This is a genomic window from Plantactinospora sp. CNZ321, assembly GCF_004217235.1.
In genome coordinates this window covers 6,073,308-6,087,556 of the sequence record NZ_SHKQ01000001.1, presented here as the reverse complement: position 1 = coordinate 6,087,556, position 14,249 = coordinate 6,073,308, and the positions used below count along the sequence as shown (strand labels likewise).

Genomic DNA, 14,249 nt, shown 5'->3' with positions numbered 1-14,249 from the left:
AGAGGAGGGCTCCGTCCACGGCGGGCTGTACGCCGGTCCCGGACCGAGTGCCGCTCCGACCAACCCGCTGGGAGTAGTGATACGTGACCTTCCTGGAGTACCTGGAAAGCCGTCGTGACCTGCTGATCGCCCAGACCGTGGAGCACGCCAGCATCGTGCTGATGTCGGTGGCGCTGGCGACGGTCCTCGGAGTTCTGATCGGTGTCGCCACCTACCGCCATCCGCGGGCCCGGGCGATCGCGGTCGCGGTCGCCGCCGCGATCCTGACTGTGCCGTCGTTCGCGTTGCTCGGACTCCTGATCACCCCGCTGGGGCTGGGCTACCTCCCCGCCTTCGCAGCCCTGAGCATGTACGCGTTGTTGCCGATTATCCGTAACACGGTGGTCGGGCTCACCGAGGTCGACCCCGCCCTCACCGAGGCGGCCCGGGGCATCGGGATGAGCCGGATCCGGGCACTGGCCACGGTCGAGATGCCGCTGGCCTGGCCGGTCATCCTGGCCGGGATCCGGATCTCCACCCAGATGACGATGGGTATCGCCGCTATCGCCGCATACGTCGGCGGGCCGGGGCTCGGCAACCAGATCTTCTCGGGCCTGGCCAACCTGGGTGGGGTCAACTCGCTGAACCAGACTCTTGTCGGCACCGTGGGGGTGATCGCCCTCGCCCTCCTCGTCGATCTCTGTCTCTGGCTGCTCGGCGTGTTCACCCAGCCCGGACGCCGGGCCCGATCCGGCGGTACCCGGCTGGCCGGGGTGAGTCGGGCGGATCTGCCGGCCGGTGCTCAGACCACGCCGGTGGCCGGCGCCCCGATCCCGGTCACCACAACGACGGAAGCGGGAGTGCTCCGATGACCGACGACGTGATGATCGAGCTGCGCCACGTCAGCAAGTCCTACCGGACGCAGCAGGCCCCGGCCGTGGAGGACGTGTCGATGACCATCCGTCGCGGCGAGATCGTCGTGCTGGTGGGCCCCTCCGGTTGCGGCAAGACCACCACGATGAAAATGATCAACCGGCTGATCGAACCGACCAGCGGCCAGATCCTGCTCGACGGGGCCGACGTGACCGCGCTGAACCCGACCGAGCTGCGACGCCAGATTGGTTACGTCATCCAGCAGGTGGGCCTCTTCCCACACATGAGCGTGGCGACCAACGTCGGGCTGGTGCCGAAGATGCTCGGCTGGAGCCGGAGTCGCGTCGAGGAGCGGGTGGACGAGTTGCTGCACCTGGTCGGGTTGGAGCCGGGCGAGTTCCGGCACCGGTTGCCACGCCAGCTCTCCGGCGGGCAGCAGCAGCGGATCGGAGTCGCCCGCGCCCTGGCCGCCGACCCTCCGGTGATGCTGATGGACGAGCCCTTCGGCGCGACCGATCCGCTGACCCGCGACCGGCTCCAGAACGAGTTCCTCCGGCTTCAGGAGCGACTGCGCAAGACGATCGTGTTCGTCACGCACGACTTCGACGAGGCGGTCAAGATGGGTACCCGGATCGCGGTGCTCGGCGATCGGTCGGTCATCCGGCAGTTCGACACTCCGGAGAGACTGTTGGCCAGCCCGGCGGATCAGGACGTTGCCCGGTTCATCGGCGCCGGCGCCTCACTCAAGCAGCTCAATTTGCGCCGCGTCGACGCGGTCGACTGGGACGAGGCCCAGTTGTGCCAGCTCGACGAGTCGCCCCCGTCCGTGCTGCGTCGCCTGGCCGAGACCGGCGAATGGGCCCTGCTCACGGTCGACAGTGAGCGCCGGCCGGTGCGCTGGGTGGGGCCACGTGACCTGGAGCCGGCACAGAACGACCTCGACGGGGTGGGTCTTCCGGTCACCACCGTCGAGCCGCGCGCCACGCTGCACGACGCGCTCGACGCGATGCTCGCCTCCAGCTGCGGCGCCGTGGTGGTGGTCGACGACGCCGGCCGTTACCGCGGGGTGTTGAGCATCGACCAACTGATGCGGGCCATCGGCGAGATGCGCGCGGTGGAGCGCGGGCGCGACCGAGGTGCCGCCGAACCGCCGCCGTGGCGCATCGCGACCGTGCCCGGTCCGCGAACTGCGACGGAAACCGGAGAGCAGCGGTGACAGCGACGGTCGTCGCGGAGCCGGACCTGTCGGCCCCGCCGTCGCGTTGGCGGGGCATGCTGCGTCGGCACTGGGTCATGCCGGTCGTGCTGGTTTCGGCGTTGCTCGGCACCTATCTGTGGCTGGGCTCCCGCAACCTCGACGACATCGAGCGACGCTCGCTCAACGCTGAATACCTGATCCGGGTGACCGGTCAGCACGTGTCGCTGACGGCGTTGACCACGCTGTTCGTCGTCGTCATCGCGGTGGGCGCCGGCGTCCTGCTGACCCGGCCCGCGCTGAGCTGGCTGGCCCCGGTCGCCACCGCGCTGGCCAACATCGGCCAGGCGACTCCGGCGATCGGACTGCTGGTGCTGCTCAGCATCTGGCTGGGCATCGGCGCCACGACCGCGCTGATCGGGCTGGTCGCCTACGCGGTACTGCCGGTGCTGCACAACACGATCGTCGGAATCAACCAGGTCGACCGGCACCTGATCGAGGCGGGCCGGGGCATCGGCATGTCGCCGCTCGCCGTCCTGGTCCGGGTCGAGCTGCCGTTGGCCGTGCCGGTCATCCTCGCGGGCGTACGGACCGCGCTCGTGCTGGCGGTGGGAGTCGCCACGATGGCGACGTTCATCAACGCCGGCGGGCTCGGTGGGCTGATCGTCACCGGGATCAAGCTCCAGCGTGATTCCGTGCTGGTGACCGGCGCCGTGCTCACCGCCGTACTCGCGCTGACCCTGGACTGGCTCGGTGGAGTCGTCTCCGACCTGCTGCGTCCTCGCGGGCTCGACTGATCCACCCAGTCGGTCGACTCCGTTCCCTTCCGTTTCTTCACCTACCGGTGCTGCGGCGCCAAGGAGGTTAGTTATGCGTACCCGACAGTTGATGGCCCGCCTGGTGGCGGGCACCGTGATCATTGGCCTGGCCCTGACCGGATGCTCGGTGACCACGGAGGACTCCGGCGCGGACGTAGCCGTGGGGGAGGGGTCGATCAAGCGGGACGAGTCGCTGGTCGGGCAGACCATCGTGGTGGGGTCGAAGGACTTCACCGAGAACATCGTCTTCGGCCACATCACCATGGCGGCGCTCAAGGCCGCCGGCGCGACCGTGACGGACCGGACGAACATCAAGGGCTCGGTGAACGTCCGCAAGGCCCTACTCGCGGGTGAGGTGCACGTCTACTGGGAGTACACCGGCACCTCCTGGATCACGTACCTCAACCACACGGATCCGATCCCGGACGCCGCGCAGCAGTACGAAGCGGTGGTCAAGGAGGACAAGGAGAAGAACAACGTCGTCTGGGCGAAGACCGCGCCGGCCAACAACACCTACGCCATCGCGGTACGCGAGGCGAAGGCCACCGAGTGGAACCTCAAGACGCTGTCCGACCTGGCCGCGTTCATCAGGAGCCACCCGGCGGACGCTACGTTCTGCCTGGAGAGCGAGTTCGTCGGCCGCAACGACGGCTGGCCGGGGATGACCAAGAAGTACGGCATGGAGGTACCGGCCGGCAACATCAAGACCGTGGACACCGGGGTGGTCTACACCGAGACCCAGAAGGGCACCTCGTGCAACTTCGGCGAGGTGTTCACCACGGACGGGCGGATCAGCAACCTCAACCTGGTGCCGCTGGAGGACGACCTCAACTTCTTCCCGATCTACAACCCCGCGCTGACCATCAACGGGGAGATCGCCGCGAAGTTCCCGTCGCTGGTGACGTTGCTCGACCCGATCACCGCCAAGCTGGACGACGAGACAATTCGGCAGCTCAACGAGCGTGTCGACGTCAAGGGCGAGCCGGTGGGACAGGTCGTCGCGGACTGGATGACGGAGCAGGGCTTCATCGGCTGAGTCGAAGCGAGAGCCACGGGCCGCCTCCCGGATCGGGAGGCGGCCCGCGTCGATGGCGAACTTGACAGACTTCGTCAAGTACTTGACGATGACCGTCAAGTAGGAGGAGGTCAGATGCCGCCCAGCCATGGCGAGTTGGTCGAGCAACTCATCCGGACGATGGACGTCCGGCTGCTCGACCCGCTGGAGATCCTGCTCGACGGCGACGACGTGGTGGAGGCGCTCCGCGCCGCGGTCCGCGCCCGGGCCGTGGCCTGGGCGCACCGGATGGTCAACGGGGACGACCGGGAGGCGATCGGGATCGTCATCCGGGTCGTCTCGACGCTCTATCCCAGCGACGGCCCGTTCGCGCCTCCGCTCGACTGGTGGCGCAGCCCGCTGGGCCAGGTCGTGGCGCGTCGGGTCGGGCACCCCACCGCCGAATCGGTGACGTACGCGGTGGCCGGGGCGATGCTCGGGATCACCCGGCAGGGCGTCCACGACCTGGTCAACCGGGGCAAGCTGGCCCGTCACCCGGAAGGCGGCGTGCTGCCCTCCTCCGTTCGCGACCGGCTACTGGAGGAAGGACGGCCCCGCCGTGCCTGACACACCCCGCAACTGCGAGACAACCATCGGATCCGGCTCGGTACCGATCGTCGCCCGGGACCTCGGCGGCGCTGGCGCACCCATGCTGCTGCTGCACGGCGCGGGCGGCAACCTGGTCACCATGACCGGGCTGGCCGAGTTGTTGCGCCCGGCGTACCGGGTGGTCACGGTGGACCTGCGCGGGCACGGCCGCTCCGGCGACGGCCCCTGGAAGTGGGACGAGGTCCTCGACGACCTCGATGCCGTCGTCGACGAGTTGGAGCTGACCAGCCCGGCGGTGGCCGGCATGTCGCTGGGCGGCATGCTCGCCAGCCTCTGGGCGGCCCGCCACCCGGACTGTCCCGGCGCGGTCAGCCTGGACGGCAACCCCACCCCGAGCCGGCCGGAGGACCTCGCCGGCCTGGCGCCGGACCGGGCGGCGGCCGAACTCGCCCGGCTCCGCGAGGTCTTCGCCGGGATGTCCGCCGCGCTGGCCCGGCCGCTCACCGCGGAGCAGGTCGCGGCGGCGATCGAGGGGCAGCGGGTAATGGCCCGGCAGTACGGCGCCGCCGAGGAGGTCTGGGTCGAGGCGTTCCGGCGCAACCTGGTGCCGGCGGACGACGGGGCGAGCCGGCTGCGCCCCGATCCGGAGCTGACCGAGGAACTGCGGCTCGCCATGCAGTCGCTGGACCTCGTACCGGCCTACCGTGCCGTCCGTTGCCCGCTGCTGCTCGTACTGGCCACAGTGGACATGCCCGAACAGCGCCCCTTCCATGACCTGTACGTCGCGCACCGGCGTCGGGTCCTGGAGCGACTGGCGGCCGTCCGGGACAACCCCTGCCTGACAGTGCTCCCGCTGAAAGGCGCCAGCCACGCCATGGTGGCCGAACGCCCGCGCCAGCTGGCCGAACTGATCACGGCGTACCTCTCCCGCTGAGCCACGGCTGCCCTCCGGTCCGCCACCGACCTCCGGTCCGCCACCGACCTCCGGTCCGCCACCGACGGGTCGGTCGCGAATCGGCTGGGCGGATCCGCTGCGGGCTTGCGGATAGTGCCCCTTGTTCTAGTAGAATACGAACATGTTGTTTCGGGTGTCACCGGGCAGCGGCGTGCCGCTGGCCGAGCAGATCGCCGGCAGCGTGCGCCGGGCACTGGCCGACGGAGCGATCGGCCGCGGAGACCGGCTGCCGGCCGCACGGGAGCTGGCCGACACGCTCGACGTGAACATGCACACCGTGCTCCGGGCGTACGCGGCGCTGCGCGAGGAGGGGCTCATCGAGCTGCGCCGGGGCCGGGGTGCGGTGGTGACCGGGGAGATCCCGCACGAGCGCGCCCGGGTTATCGAGTCGGTACGGGAGTTGGTGACAGCTGCCCGCCGCGCCGGCGTCGGCTTCGACGAGGCGGTCGCTCTGCTGCGGCAGCAGTATTCGAAAGAGGTGAGCGTATGAGGAACGTCCGGTGGACGGTCGGCAGCGGTCTGCTGCCGGCTGCCCTGATCGGCGGTGCGGTGGCGGTGACCCTGGCCTGGCGAAGCCGCCTACCGGAGAGCCTGCCCAATTCCGGCGGCGTCGGTGACCGGCCGATGGTCGACACCATCGCGGTCGACACCCTCGCCGCCGTGCTGCTCGGCGCCGCGCTCACCGTCTGGGCGGCTGGGCTGCTGGTCTTCGCGTTGACCCGCCGGATCTCCGGCACCGCGCGGCACTGGCTGCGGCTCGGCGCCCAGGTCGCGGTGAACGGCACCGCGGCGGCGGCCGGCACGGTGCTGCTGATGACGTTGGCCGCCGCACTGGACGCGCCGACCGCCGCCGACGTACGCCTCTCCTGGGGCTACTTCGCCGCGCTGATGGCGCTGCCGATGTTGGCTGCGGCGGTCGCTGGGCTGCTGGCGTACCTGTTGGCCGGGGCGGCGCCCCCGGCGTCACCCGGCGCCGGGTCCCCGGCCCTGACCCGGGCGGCGGCCCAACAAGCCGTCCCGAACCAGGCCGCCGTCCCGAACCAGGCCGCCGTCCCGAACCAGGCCGCCGTTCGGGACGTGGCCGCCGGGCCGGCGCTGGCGGCGGGTACCGACGAGCGGCTGCTCTGGTGGGAGTTCCGGGCGCTGCGTCCGGTGATCTGGACGATCGGGGCGCTGGCCCTGACCGGGGTGCTGATGGTCGCCGTGCTGGTGCCCCTGGTCGGCGTCGTGGGCTGGGCCGGTGCCGCACCGATGGTGTCGGCCCTGGCGATGCTGCCGTTCACCCGCTACCGGCTGGTCATCGACGGCGAAGCGGTCCGGGTGGCGGTCGGCCCGCTGCGACGGCGGGTGCCGATCTCCGCCATCGCGGAAGCCGAGCCGGACCACCTGGCGGTGGAGGACTGGCTGCTCCGCTCCATGCTGCGCGGCGCCACCGCCCGCGACCTGCCGCTGCTGCCCGGCCCCGCGCTGGCGCTCCGGCTGACCGACGGCACCCGCCGGCTGGTCACCTGCCGGGACGTGCCGACCGCGGTGGCGATGGTGAACACCCTGCGGGCCCGCCAGGCCTGACGGAGCGGCGAGCGCGGCTCACCCGTCCGGGGTGGTCCGCGCCCGCCGTCGGGCTCACTCCGGGACGCGCCGGTAGGCACCGTCGCTGGCCGAGGTCGCCATCGAGGCGTACGCGCGCAGCGCGGCGGAGACCTGCCGGTCCCGGTCCACCGGCGTGTACGGCCGATCCCGCTTCTCCTGGGCGATCCGCCGCGCCTGGAGCACCTCCGGCGGTACCGCCAGCTCGATGCTCCGGTTCGGAATGTCGATGACGATCTCGTCGCCGGGTTCGACCAGCGCGATCAGTCCGCCGCCGGCCGCCTCCGGGGAGACGTGCCCGATGGAGAGCCCGGAGGTGCCGCCGGAGAACCGGCCGTCGGTGATCAGCGCACACTCCCGGCCGAGGCCGCGTCCCTTCAGGAACGAGGTGGGGTAGAGCATCTCCTGCATCCCCGGCCCGCCCTTCGGGCCCTCGTAGCGGATCACCACCACGTCACCGGCGACGATCTGCTTGCCGAGGATCGCCTCGACCGCGGCCTCCTGGGACTCGTAGACCTTGGCCGGGCCCCGGAAGGTGAGGCACTCGGCCGGCACGCCCGCGGTCTTCACCACCGCGCCGTCCGGGGCCAGGTTGCCGTGCAGGATGGCCAGTCCGCCGTCGGCGGTGTAGGCGTGCTCCCGGTCCCGGATGCAGCCCTCGGCCGCGTCGGTGTCCAGCTTGGACCAGCGGTTGGTGGTGGAGAACGGCTCGGTGGTGCGTACCCCGCCGGGGGCGGCGTGGAACAGCTCGATCGCCTCCGGGCTGGCCTTGCCGCCCCGGATGTCCCAGTCGGCCAGCCACCGGTCCAGGTCGGTCGAGTGCACCGAGTGCACGTCCCGGCGCAGCAGCCCGGCCCGGTCCAGCTCGCCGAGGATCGCCGGGATGCCTCCGGCCCGGTGCACGTCCTCCATGTGGTACTTCGGGGAGTTCGGGGCGACCTTGGCGAGGCAGGGCACCCTGCGGGAGATCTCGTCGATGTCGGCGACCGCGAAGTCCAGCTCCGCCTCGCGAGCCGCAGCCAGCAGGTGCAGCACGGTGTTGGTGGAGCCGCCCATCGCCACGTCCAGGGCGACCGCGTTCTCGAACGCGGCCCGGGAGGCGATCGACCGGGGCAGCACCGAGGCGTCGTCGTCGGTGTACCAGCGGTTGGCGATCTCCACGACGACCCGGCCGGCCTCCTCGAAGAGCGCCCTGCGGGCGGCGTGGGTGGCCAGCACCGACCCGTTGCCGGGCAGGGCCAGGCCGATCGCCTCGGTGAGGCAGTTCATCGAGTTGGCGGTGAACATGCCGGAGCAGGAGCCGCAGGTCGGGCAGGCGGAGCGCTCGATCGCGTCGAGCTGGTCGTCGCTGACCGCGTCGTTGGAGGAGGCGATCATGGCATCGATCAGGTCGATCTTGTCGTGCACGATCCCCTCGATCGCCACCGTCTTGCCGGCTTCCATCGGGCCGCCGGAGACGAAGACGGTCGGGACGTTCAGCCGGAGCGCGGCGAGCAGCATGCCGGGGGTGATCTTGTCGCAGTTGGAGATGCAGACCAGGGCGTCCGCGCAGTGCGCGTTGACCATGTATTCGACCGCGTCGGCGATCAGCTCGCGGCTGGGCAGCGAGTAGAGCATCCCGCCGTGCCCCATCGCGATCCCGTCGTCGACCGCGATGGTGTTGAACTCCCGGCCGACGCCGCCCGCCTCGGCCACCGCGTCGGCGACCAGGCCGCCGAGATCCTTCAGGTGGACGTGCCCGGGCACGAACTGGGTGAAGCTGTTCGCGATGGCGACGATCGGCTTGCCGAAGTCGTCGTCGGTCATCCCGGTGGCCCGCCACAGCGCGCGGGCGCCGGCCATCGTCCGGCCGTGTGTGGAGGTCTTCGACCGCAGGTCAGGCATCCGACAAGTGTGGCACCCGGGCCCGCGTTCCGCCGCCCCCACAGTCCGTCGCGTCCAGCCAGCGGGACGCGACGCGGGTGAGGAAGGGCCCCGCTGACGATAAGCGGGGGCCCTTCCTCACACCCGATGCCCGAATGGGCGGTCTGTGCCTCTGATCGAGGAACCGGCGCGGGCTCCCCCATGGAGTGCGGTCGATCCGGCAGAGTGAACCCGTGCAACTCACCTCCGGTGTGCCGGCTGCGCTTGCCGTGGCGACCGGCCTCGCCTCCGGTTGCGGGCCGGTCATGCTGGTGCGGTCGGCGTACCGGCACATCGGCGCACGCCGGGTCGGGCACTGGTTGCTCGCGGTCGGTGGCGCACTCGCGGCGGCCAGCGCCGCCCTGGGGCTGTACGCGCTGGTCACCATGGCCGAGCACTGGCAGCACGAGCAGGCCCAGCGGACCGCCCTGGCCACCGGAATCGCCATCGGGATGGCGGGCAGCGGGACGCTGCTCTGCGCCGGTCTGCTCCGGCTGCCCGGCGTCGCCGAGACTCCCGGTGCGGCGCTCCGGCTGGTACTGGACGGGCTGGTGATCGGGGCGGCGCTCTGGTTCGTCGGCTGGGTGCTGCTCGCCGAGCCGACCCGGGTGCTCGGCGGCCTCACCCCGAGCGGCTGCCTGGCCATCCTGGTGGCCACCGTCACCGCGGCGGTGGCGGTCGGGCTGACCGTCATCGTCGGCGCCCGGGCCCGGACGCCCCGGCGCGGGCTGCTGCTGGCCGGCGCCGGCGTGAACCTGGTGACCGGTTCCGGGCTGGCCATCTCCGCCGGGATCTGCCAGGCCGGCCCGGCGGTCGCACTGGTCGGATCGGTGCTGCTGCCGGTCGGCCTGTTGCTGGTCGCCCTGGCCGGCCGGGCGCCCGAGCTGGCCGGCGGGCGGGACGGCGACGTCATCCGGCGCGGCACCTACGCGGTACTGCCGATGGTGGCGATGGCCGTCTCCGCCGTCTACCACCGGCTGGTCGGCGGCGAGTTCACGATCCTCGCGGTGATGGCCGGCATCGTCGAGGGGTTCGGCCTGGTCGCCCGGCAGTACCTCGCACTGGCCGACGTACGGGCCTACGCGGCTCGGCTCGCCGAGCGGGAGGCGCACTTCCGGGAACTGGCGCACACCGATCCGCTGACCGGACTGGCCAACCGCCGGGGGCTGCTCCGGGCGGTGCAGCAGCAGGCCGACCGGGAGACGCCCTGGGTGCTGCTCGGGCTCGACCTGGACGGTTTCAAGAACGTCAACGACATGCGGGGGCACGACGTCGGCGACGCGGTGCTGATCGAGGTGGGTCGGCGGCTGCGGAGCAACCTGCGCCCCGGCGACCTGGCGGCGCGGCTCGGCGGTGACGAGTTCGCCGTACTGATGCGGGCCCGGCCCGCCGAGGCGCAGCGGATCGCGCAGCGACTGCTCGGGGTGGTCGGCTCGGCGTACCCGCACGATGCCGGGGCGGTCTTCCTGTCGGTCAGCATCGGGGTGGCCGACAGCGCCGACGCCGCCGACGTGGAGACCCTGCTGCGCAACGCCGACCTGGCCCTGCGGTACGCCAAGCAGCGCGGCAAGAACCGGGTCGAGCGGTACGACGTGGCCTACGACAATCTGCTGCGCCGGCGTACCACGCTGGAGCACGAGCTGCGCGGCGCGATCGAGCGGGACGAGTTGCACCTGGCGTTCCAGCCGGTGGCGGCGGTCCCGTCGGTCCGGCCGGTCGGCGCGGAGGCGCTGCTCCGCTGGCACCATCCGGAGCTGGGCAACGTCGGCCCGGACGAGTTCATCCCGCTCGCCGAGGAGTGCGGGATGATCGCCAAGCTCGGCGCCTGGGTACTGCACCGGGCCTGTCACCAGCTCTCCCTCTGGCTCACCGCCGGGCACGACGTCTGGGTCTCGGTCAACGTCTCGCCCCGGGAACTGCACGCACCGGAGTACGTCGTCCAGGTCACCGAGGCGCTGCGCGCGCACCGGGTGCCGCCGCAGCGGCTGGTGCTGGAGGTGACCGAGCACGCCGTGGCGACCGACCTGGACGAGCTGATCCGGCGGCTCCGGGCGCTGCGGCTGACCGGGGTACGCATCGCGCTGGACGACTTCGGCGCCGGGTACTCCTCCCTCGGCCAGCTTCGCCGGCTGCCGATCGACATCCTCAAGATCGATCACAGCCTGGTCGCCGGCCCGGAGCCGGTCCAGCCGCCGGACGGCCGCGCCTTCGCCCCGATGGTGGACGTGGTGGTGCGGCTCGGCCACCAGCTCGGACTGGAGGTGATCGCCGAGGGGGTGACCAACCCGACGGAACTCGCCGCCGTGGTCGAGGCGGGCTGCCGGTTCGGGCAGGGCCAGCTCTTCGGCTGGGGGGTGCCGGCCGAGCACCTGGAGGCGATGCTGGAGGCGGCCAGCCCGCCCGAGGGGAATGCGGGGGAGTCCCGCCCGAAGGGCGACGGTGCCGAGTCCACCCCTCGTACGGCCGGGAACAGCCGGAGCGCTCCCCGGCAGCGCAGGCCGAGCGACGGGCCGGCGGACCCGGCAAGCGGCCGTGCCCAAAATGCGGGATCAGTTGACTCATCGCGTGAGATGCGTCAGGCTTAACCACATGTCTGCGACCAGGTCCTTCCGAGTACTTATCTGAGCGCACTCTCGGTTTCCGAGAGTGCGCAGGCCCCGTGCATCAGCACGAGGGCCCTTTTTATTGGCCACGTACCTCGTCGGCAGGGCGGTCACCTCGTTGGGCGTACCGGTCCTTGCCGGTTCGTGCGGATCGACCCCCGCCCGAGGGTCGCCCGGCCGAGGCGGCCGGCCCCGCACCGCCCGTACACCTCGAAAGATCACTGCTCCGAGCCGAAGGCCTGAATAGCCATGACAAGACCCACACCTGAGACCCTGGCCAACAGCGCGCGGCGGCACCGCTCCGTCGCTGCCGAGGGGGGCAACGACCCCGCCGACCAGTTCCCCCGCCGACTCCGCCCGGGCGGCCCGCCCGTCGGCGACCAGGCCGGCCCGCTCGCCGAGCCGGTGCGCGGGGCCGGCGGCGGGCAGGTGGTGGCGCCGGTCCAGGTCTCCGGGGCCGGCTCGCTGGTGAAGTCGCTGGAGGCGCTCGGCGTCGAGGTCGCGTTCGGCATCCCGGGCGGGGCGATCCTGCCGGCGTACGACCCGCTCTACGACTCGTCGGTGCGGCACATCCTGGTCCGGCACGAGCAGGGCGCCGGGCATGCCGCCACCGGGTACGCGCAGGCCACCGGCCGGGTCGGGGTCTGCATCGCCACCTCCGGGCCGGGCGCGACGAACCTGGTCACGCCGATCGCGGACGCGTACATGGACTCGGTGCCGATGGTGGCGATCACCGGTCAGGTGGCCCGGCCGGCGATCGGCACGGACGCCTTCCAGGAGGCGGACATCCAGGGCATCACCCTGCCGATCACCAAGCACAACTACCTGATCCAGACCGCCGAGGAGATCCCGAGGATCCTGGCCGAGGCGTTCCACCTGGCCGCCTCCGGTCGGCCCGGTCCGGTGCTGGTCGACATCCCCAAGGACGTCCTCCAGGCGCAGACCACCTTCTCCTGGCCGCCCGCCCTGGACCTGCCGGGTTACCGGCCCACCCTGCACCCGCACGGCAAGCAGATCCGGGAGGCGGCCCGGCTGATGACCACGGTCCGCCGCCCGGTGCTCTACGTCGGCGGTGGGGTGCTCAAGGCCGGCGCCACCGAGGGGCTGCGCAAGCTGGCCGAGCTGACCGGCATCCCGGTGGTGACCACGCTGATGGCCCGGGGCGCCTTCCCCGACTCCCACCCGCAGCACCTGGGCATGCCGGGCATGCACGGTACGGTCGCCGCGGTCTACGGCCTGCAGAAGTCGGACCTGATCGTGGCGCTGGGGGCCCGGTTCGACGACCGGGTGACCGGCAAGCTGGACTCGTTCGCCCCGGGGGCGGCGATCGTGCACGCCGACATCGACCCGGCGGAGATCGGCAAGAACCGCGCCGCCGACGTGCCGATCGTCGGCGACGCCAGGTACGTCATCGACGAGCTGATCGAGGCGGTCCGGGCCGCCACCGCCGGCCAGACCGCGCAGGTCGACCGGACCGAGTGGTGGGCACAGCTGGACGACCTGCGCGACCGCTACCCGCTCGGCTACGACGAGCCGACCGACGGCACCCTCGCCCCGCAGTACGTGATCGAGCGGCTGGGTGCGATCGCCGGCCCGGAGGCGATCTACGTGGCCGGGGTCGGCCAGCACCAGATGTGGGCGGCCCAGTTCGTCTCGTACGAGAAGCCGCACACCTGGCTCAACTCCGGCGGCCTGGGCACGATGGGCTACGCGGTGCCGGCGGCGATGGGCGCCAAGGTCGGCAGGCCGGACACCACCGTCTGGGGCATCGACGGCGACGGTTGCTTCCAGATGACCAACCAGGAGCTGGCGACCTGCGCCCTGGAGGGGATCCCGGTCAAGATCGCCGTGATCAACAACGGCAACCTGGGGATGGTCCGGCAGTGGCAGACGCTCTTCTACGGCGAGCGCTACTCCAACACCGAGCTGGGCACCCACAAGCACCGCATCCCGGACTTCGTCAAGCTGGCCGAGGCGCTGGGCTGCGTCGGGCTGCGCTGCGAGAGCAGGGCCGACGTGGACAAGACCATCAAGGCCGCGATGGAGATCAACGACGCACCGGTGGTGGTCGACTTCGTGGTCGGCAAGGACGCGATGGTGTGGCCGATGGTGGCCGCCGGCACCAGCAACGACGAGATCATGTTCGCCCGTGGGGTCCGCCCCGCATTCGACGACGACGAGCTGTGAGGCCCGAAAGATGACCAAGCACACGCTCTCCGTGCTGGTGGAGAACAAGCCCGGTGTCCTGGCCCGGGTGAGTGGGCTCTTCTCCCGCCGGGGCTTCAACATCGACTCGCTGGCGGTCGGTGAGACGGAGAACCCGGACGTCTCCCGGATCACCATCGTGGTCAATGCCGAGACCTCGCCGCTGGAGCAGGTCACCAAGCAGCTCAACAAGCTGGTCAACGTACTCAAGATCGTTGAGCTTGACCCGGCCGTCTCGGTGGCCCGACAGCTGGTGCTGGTCAAGGTCCGGGCCGACCGCTCGCAGCGGGCCCAGGTGCTGGAGACGGTGAACCTGTTCCGGGCCCGGGTGGTGGACGTCGCGCCGGACACTCTCACGATCGAGGCGACCGGCACCGCTGACAAGCTGGACGCGCTGCTGCGCGATCTCGAACCGTTCGGAATCAAGGAAATGGTGCAGTCGGGTCTGGTGGCGATCGGGCGGGGCTCCCGGGCGATCACCACCGGTTCGGCGCTGCGGGCCGCCTGAGCACGGCGGACCCCGCGATAA

12 protein-coding genes are annotated in these 14,249 nt (G+C 71.4%); 11 read left to right on the top strand and 1 reads right to left on the bottom strand.

The window, feature by feature from the left end; genetic code table 11:
• The first annotated feature begins 83 nt into the window (after positions 1 to 83).
• The 8 genes from EV371_RS26290 to EV371_RS26255 all read left to right on the top strand — a co-directional run bounded on the left by EV371_RS26290 (position 84) and on the right by EV371_RS26255 (position 6,992).
• Positions 84 to 851 (top strand): ABC transporter permease, encoded by a 768-nt coding sequence (locus EV371_RS26290; protein ID WP_130464414.1) that lies wholly within the window; start codon positions 84 to 86, stop codon positions 849 to 851.
• Entirely contained in the window at positions 848 to 2,068 is a 1,221-nt protein-coding gene (locus tag EV371_RS26285; RefSeq protein ID WP_130464413.1) for a betaine/proline/choline family ABC transporter ATP-binding protein, read from the top strand. The genes EV371_RS26290 and EV371_RS26285 overlap by 4 nt, the downstream gene beginning before the upstream one ends.
• Positions 2,065 to 2,844, top strand: coding sequence for an ABC transporter permease (locus EV371_RS26280; RefSeq protein ID WP_349338754.1), 780 nt, complete (start codon positions 2,065 to 2,067; stop codon positions 2,842 to 2,844). Before EV371_RS26285 ends, EV371_RS26280 begins: the two co-directional genes overlap by 4 nt.
• 73 nt (positions 2,845 to 2,917) lie before the next feature.
• A complete protein-coding gene (locus tag EV371_RS26275; RefSeq protein WP_130464412.1) occupies positions 2,918 to 3,901 on the top strand; it encodes a glycine betaine ABC transporter substrate-binding protein in 984 nt (327 codons plus the stop codon).
• Positions 3,902 to 4,015: 114 nt separating this feature from the next.
• Positions 4,016 to 4,486, top strand: coding sequence for a hypothetical protein (locus EV371_RS34650; RefSeq protein ID WP_130464411.1), 471 nt, complete (start codon positions 4,016 to 4,018; stop codon positions 4,484 to 4,486).
• Positions 4,479 to 5,402 carry an alpha/beta fold hydrolase gene (locus tag EV371_RS26265; RefSeq protein WP_486484794.1) on the top strand — a complete coding sequence of 308 codons (924 nt, stop codon included), beginning with the start codon at positions 4,479 to 4,481 and terminating at the stop codon, positions 5,400 to 5,402. The genes EV371_RS34650 and EV371_RS26265 overlap by 8 nt, the downstream gene beginning before the upstream one ends.
• 142 nt (positions 5,403 to 5,544) lie before the next feature.
• Positions 5,545 to 5,913 carry a GntR family transcriptional regulator gene (locus tag EV371_RS26260; RefSeq protein WP_130464410.1) on the top strand — a complete coding sequence of 123 codons (369 nt, stop codon included), beginning with the start codon at positions 5,545 to 5,547 and terminating at the stop codon, positions 5,911 to 5,913.
• Positions 5,910 to 6,992, top strand: a complete 1,083-nt coding sequence (locus tag EV371_RS26255) for a hypothetical protein (protein WP_130464409.1) — start codon at positions 5,910 to 5,912, stop codon at positions 6,990 to 6,992. Before EV371_RS26260 ends, EV371_RS26255 begins: the two co-directional genes overlap by 4 nt.
• A 54-nt stretch (positions 6,993 to 7,046) precedes the next feature.
• On the opposite strand, the gene ilvD is transcribed toward EV371_RS26255, so the two are convergent.
• Positions 7,047 to 8,894: a dihydroxy-acid dehydratase gene (gene ilvD / locus EV371_RS26250; protein ID WP_130464408.1), complete on the bottom strand. Its 1,848-nt coding sequence runs from the start codon at positions 8,892 to 8,894 to the stop codon at positions 7,047 to 7,049.
• Positions 8,895 to 9,178: 284 nt separating this feature from the next.
• Here ilvD and EV371_RS26245 point away from each other — a divergent pair, with 284 nt between their 5' ends.
• From EV371_RS26245 to ilvN, 3 genes are all read left to right on the top strand, one after another.
• Positions 9,179 to 11,497: an EAL domain-containing protein gene (locus EV371_RS26245; protein ID WP_130466229.1), complete on the top strand. Its 2,319-nt coding sequence runs from the start codon at positions 9,179 to 9,181 to the stop codon at positions 11,495 to 11,497.
• Positions 11,498 to 11,764: 267 nt separating this feature from the next.
• Entirely contained in the window at positions 11,765 to 13,702 is a 1,938-nt protein-coding gene (locus EV371_RS26240) for an acetolactate synthase large subunit (protein WP_130464407.1), read from the top strand.
• Between the two features lie 10 nt (positions 13,703 to 13,712).
• Positions 13,713 to 14,228 (top strand): acetolactate synthase small subunit, encoded by a 516-nt coding sequence (ilvN, locus tag EV371_RS26235; RefSeq protein WP_130464406.1) that lies wholly within the window; start codon positions 13,713 to 13,715, stop codon positions 14,226 to 14,228.
• Positions 14,229 to 14,249 lie beyond the last annotated feature (21 nt).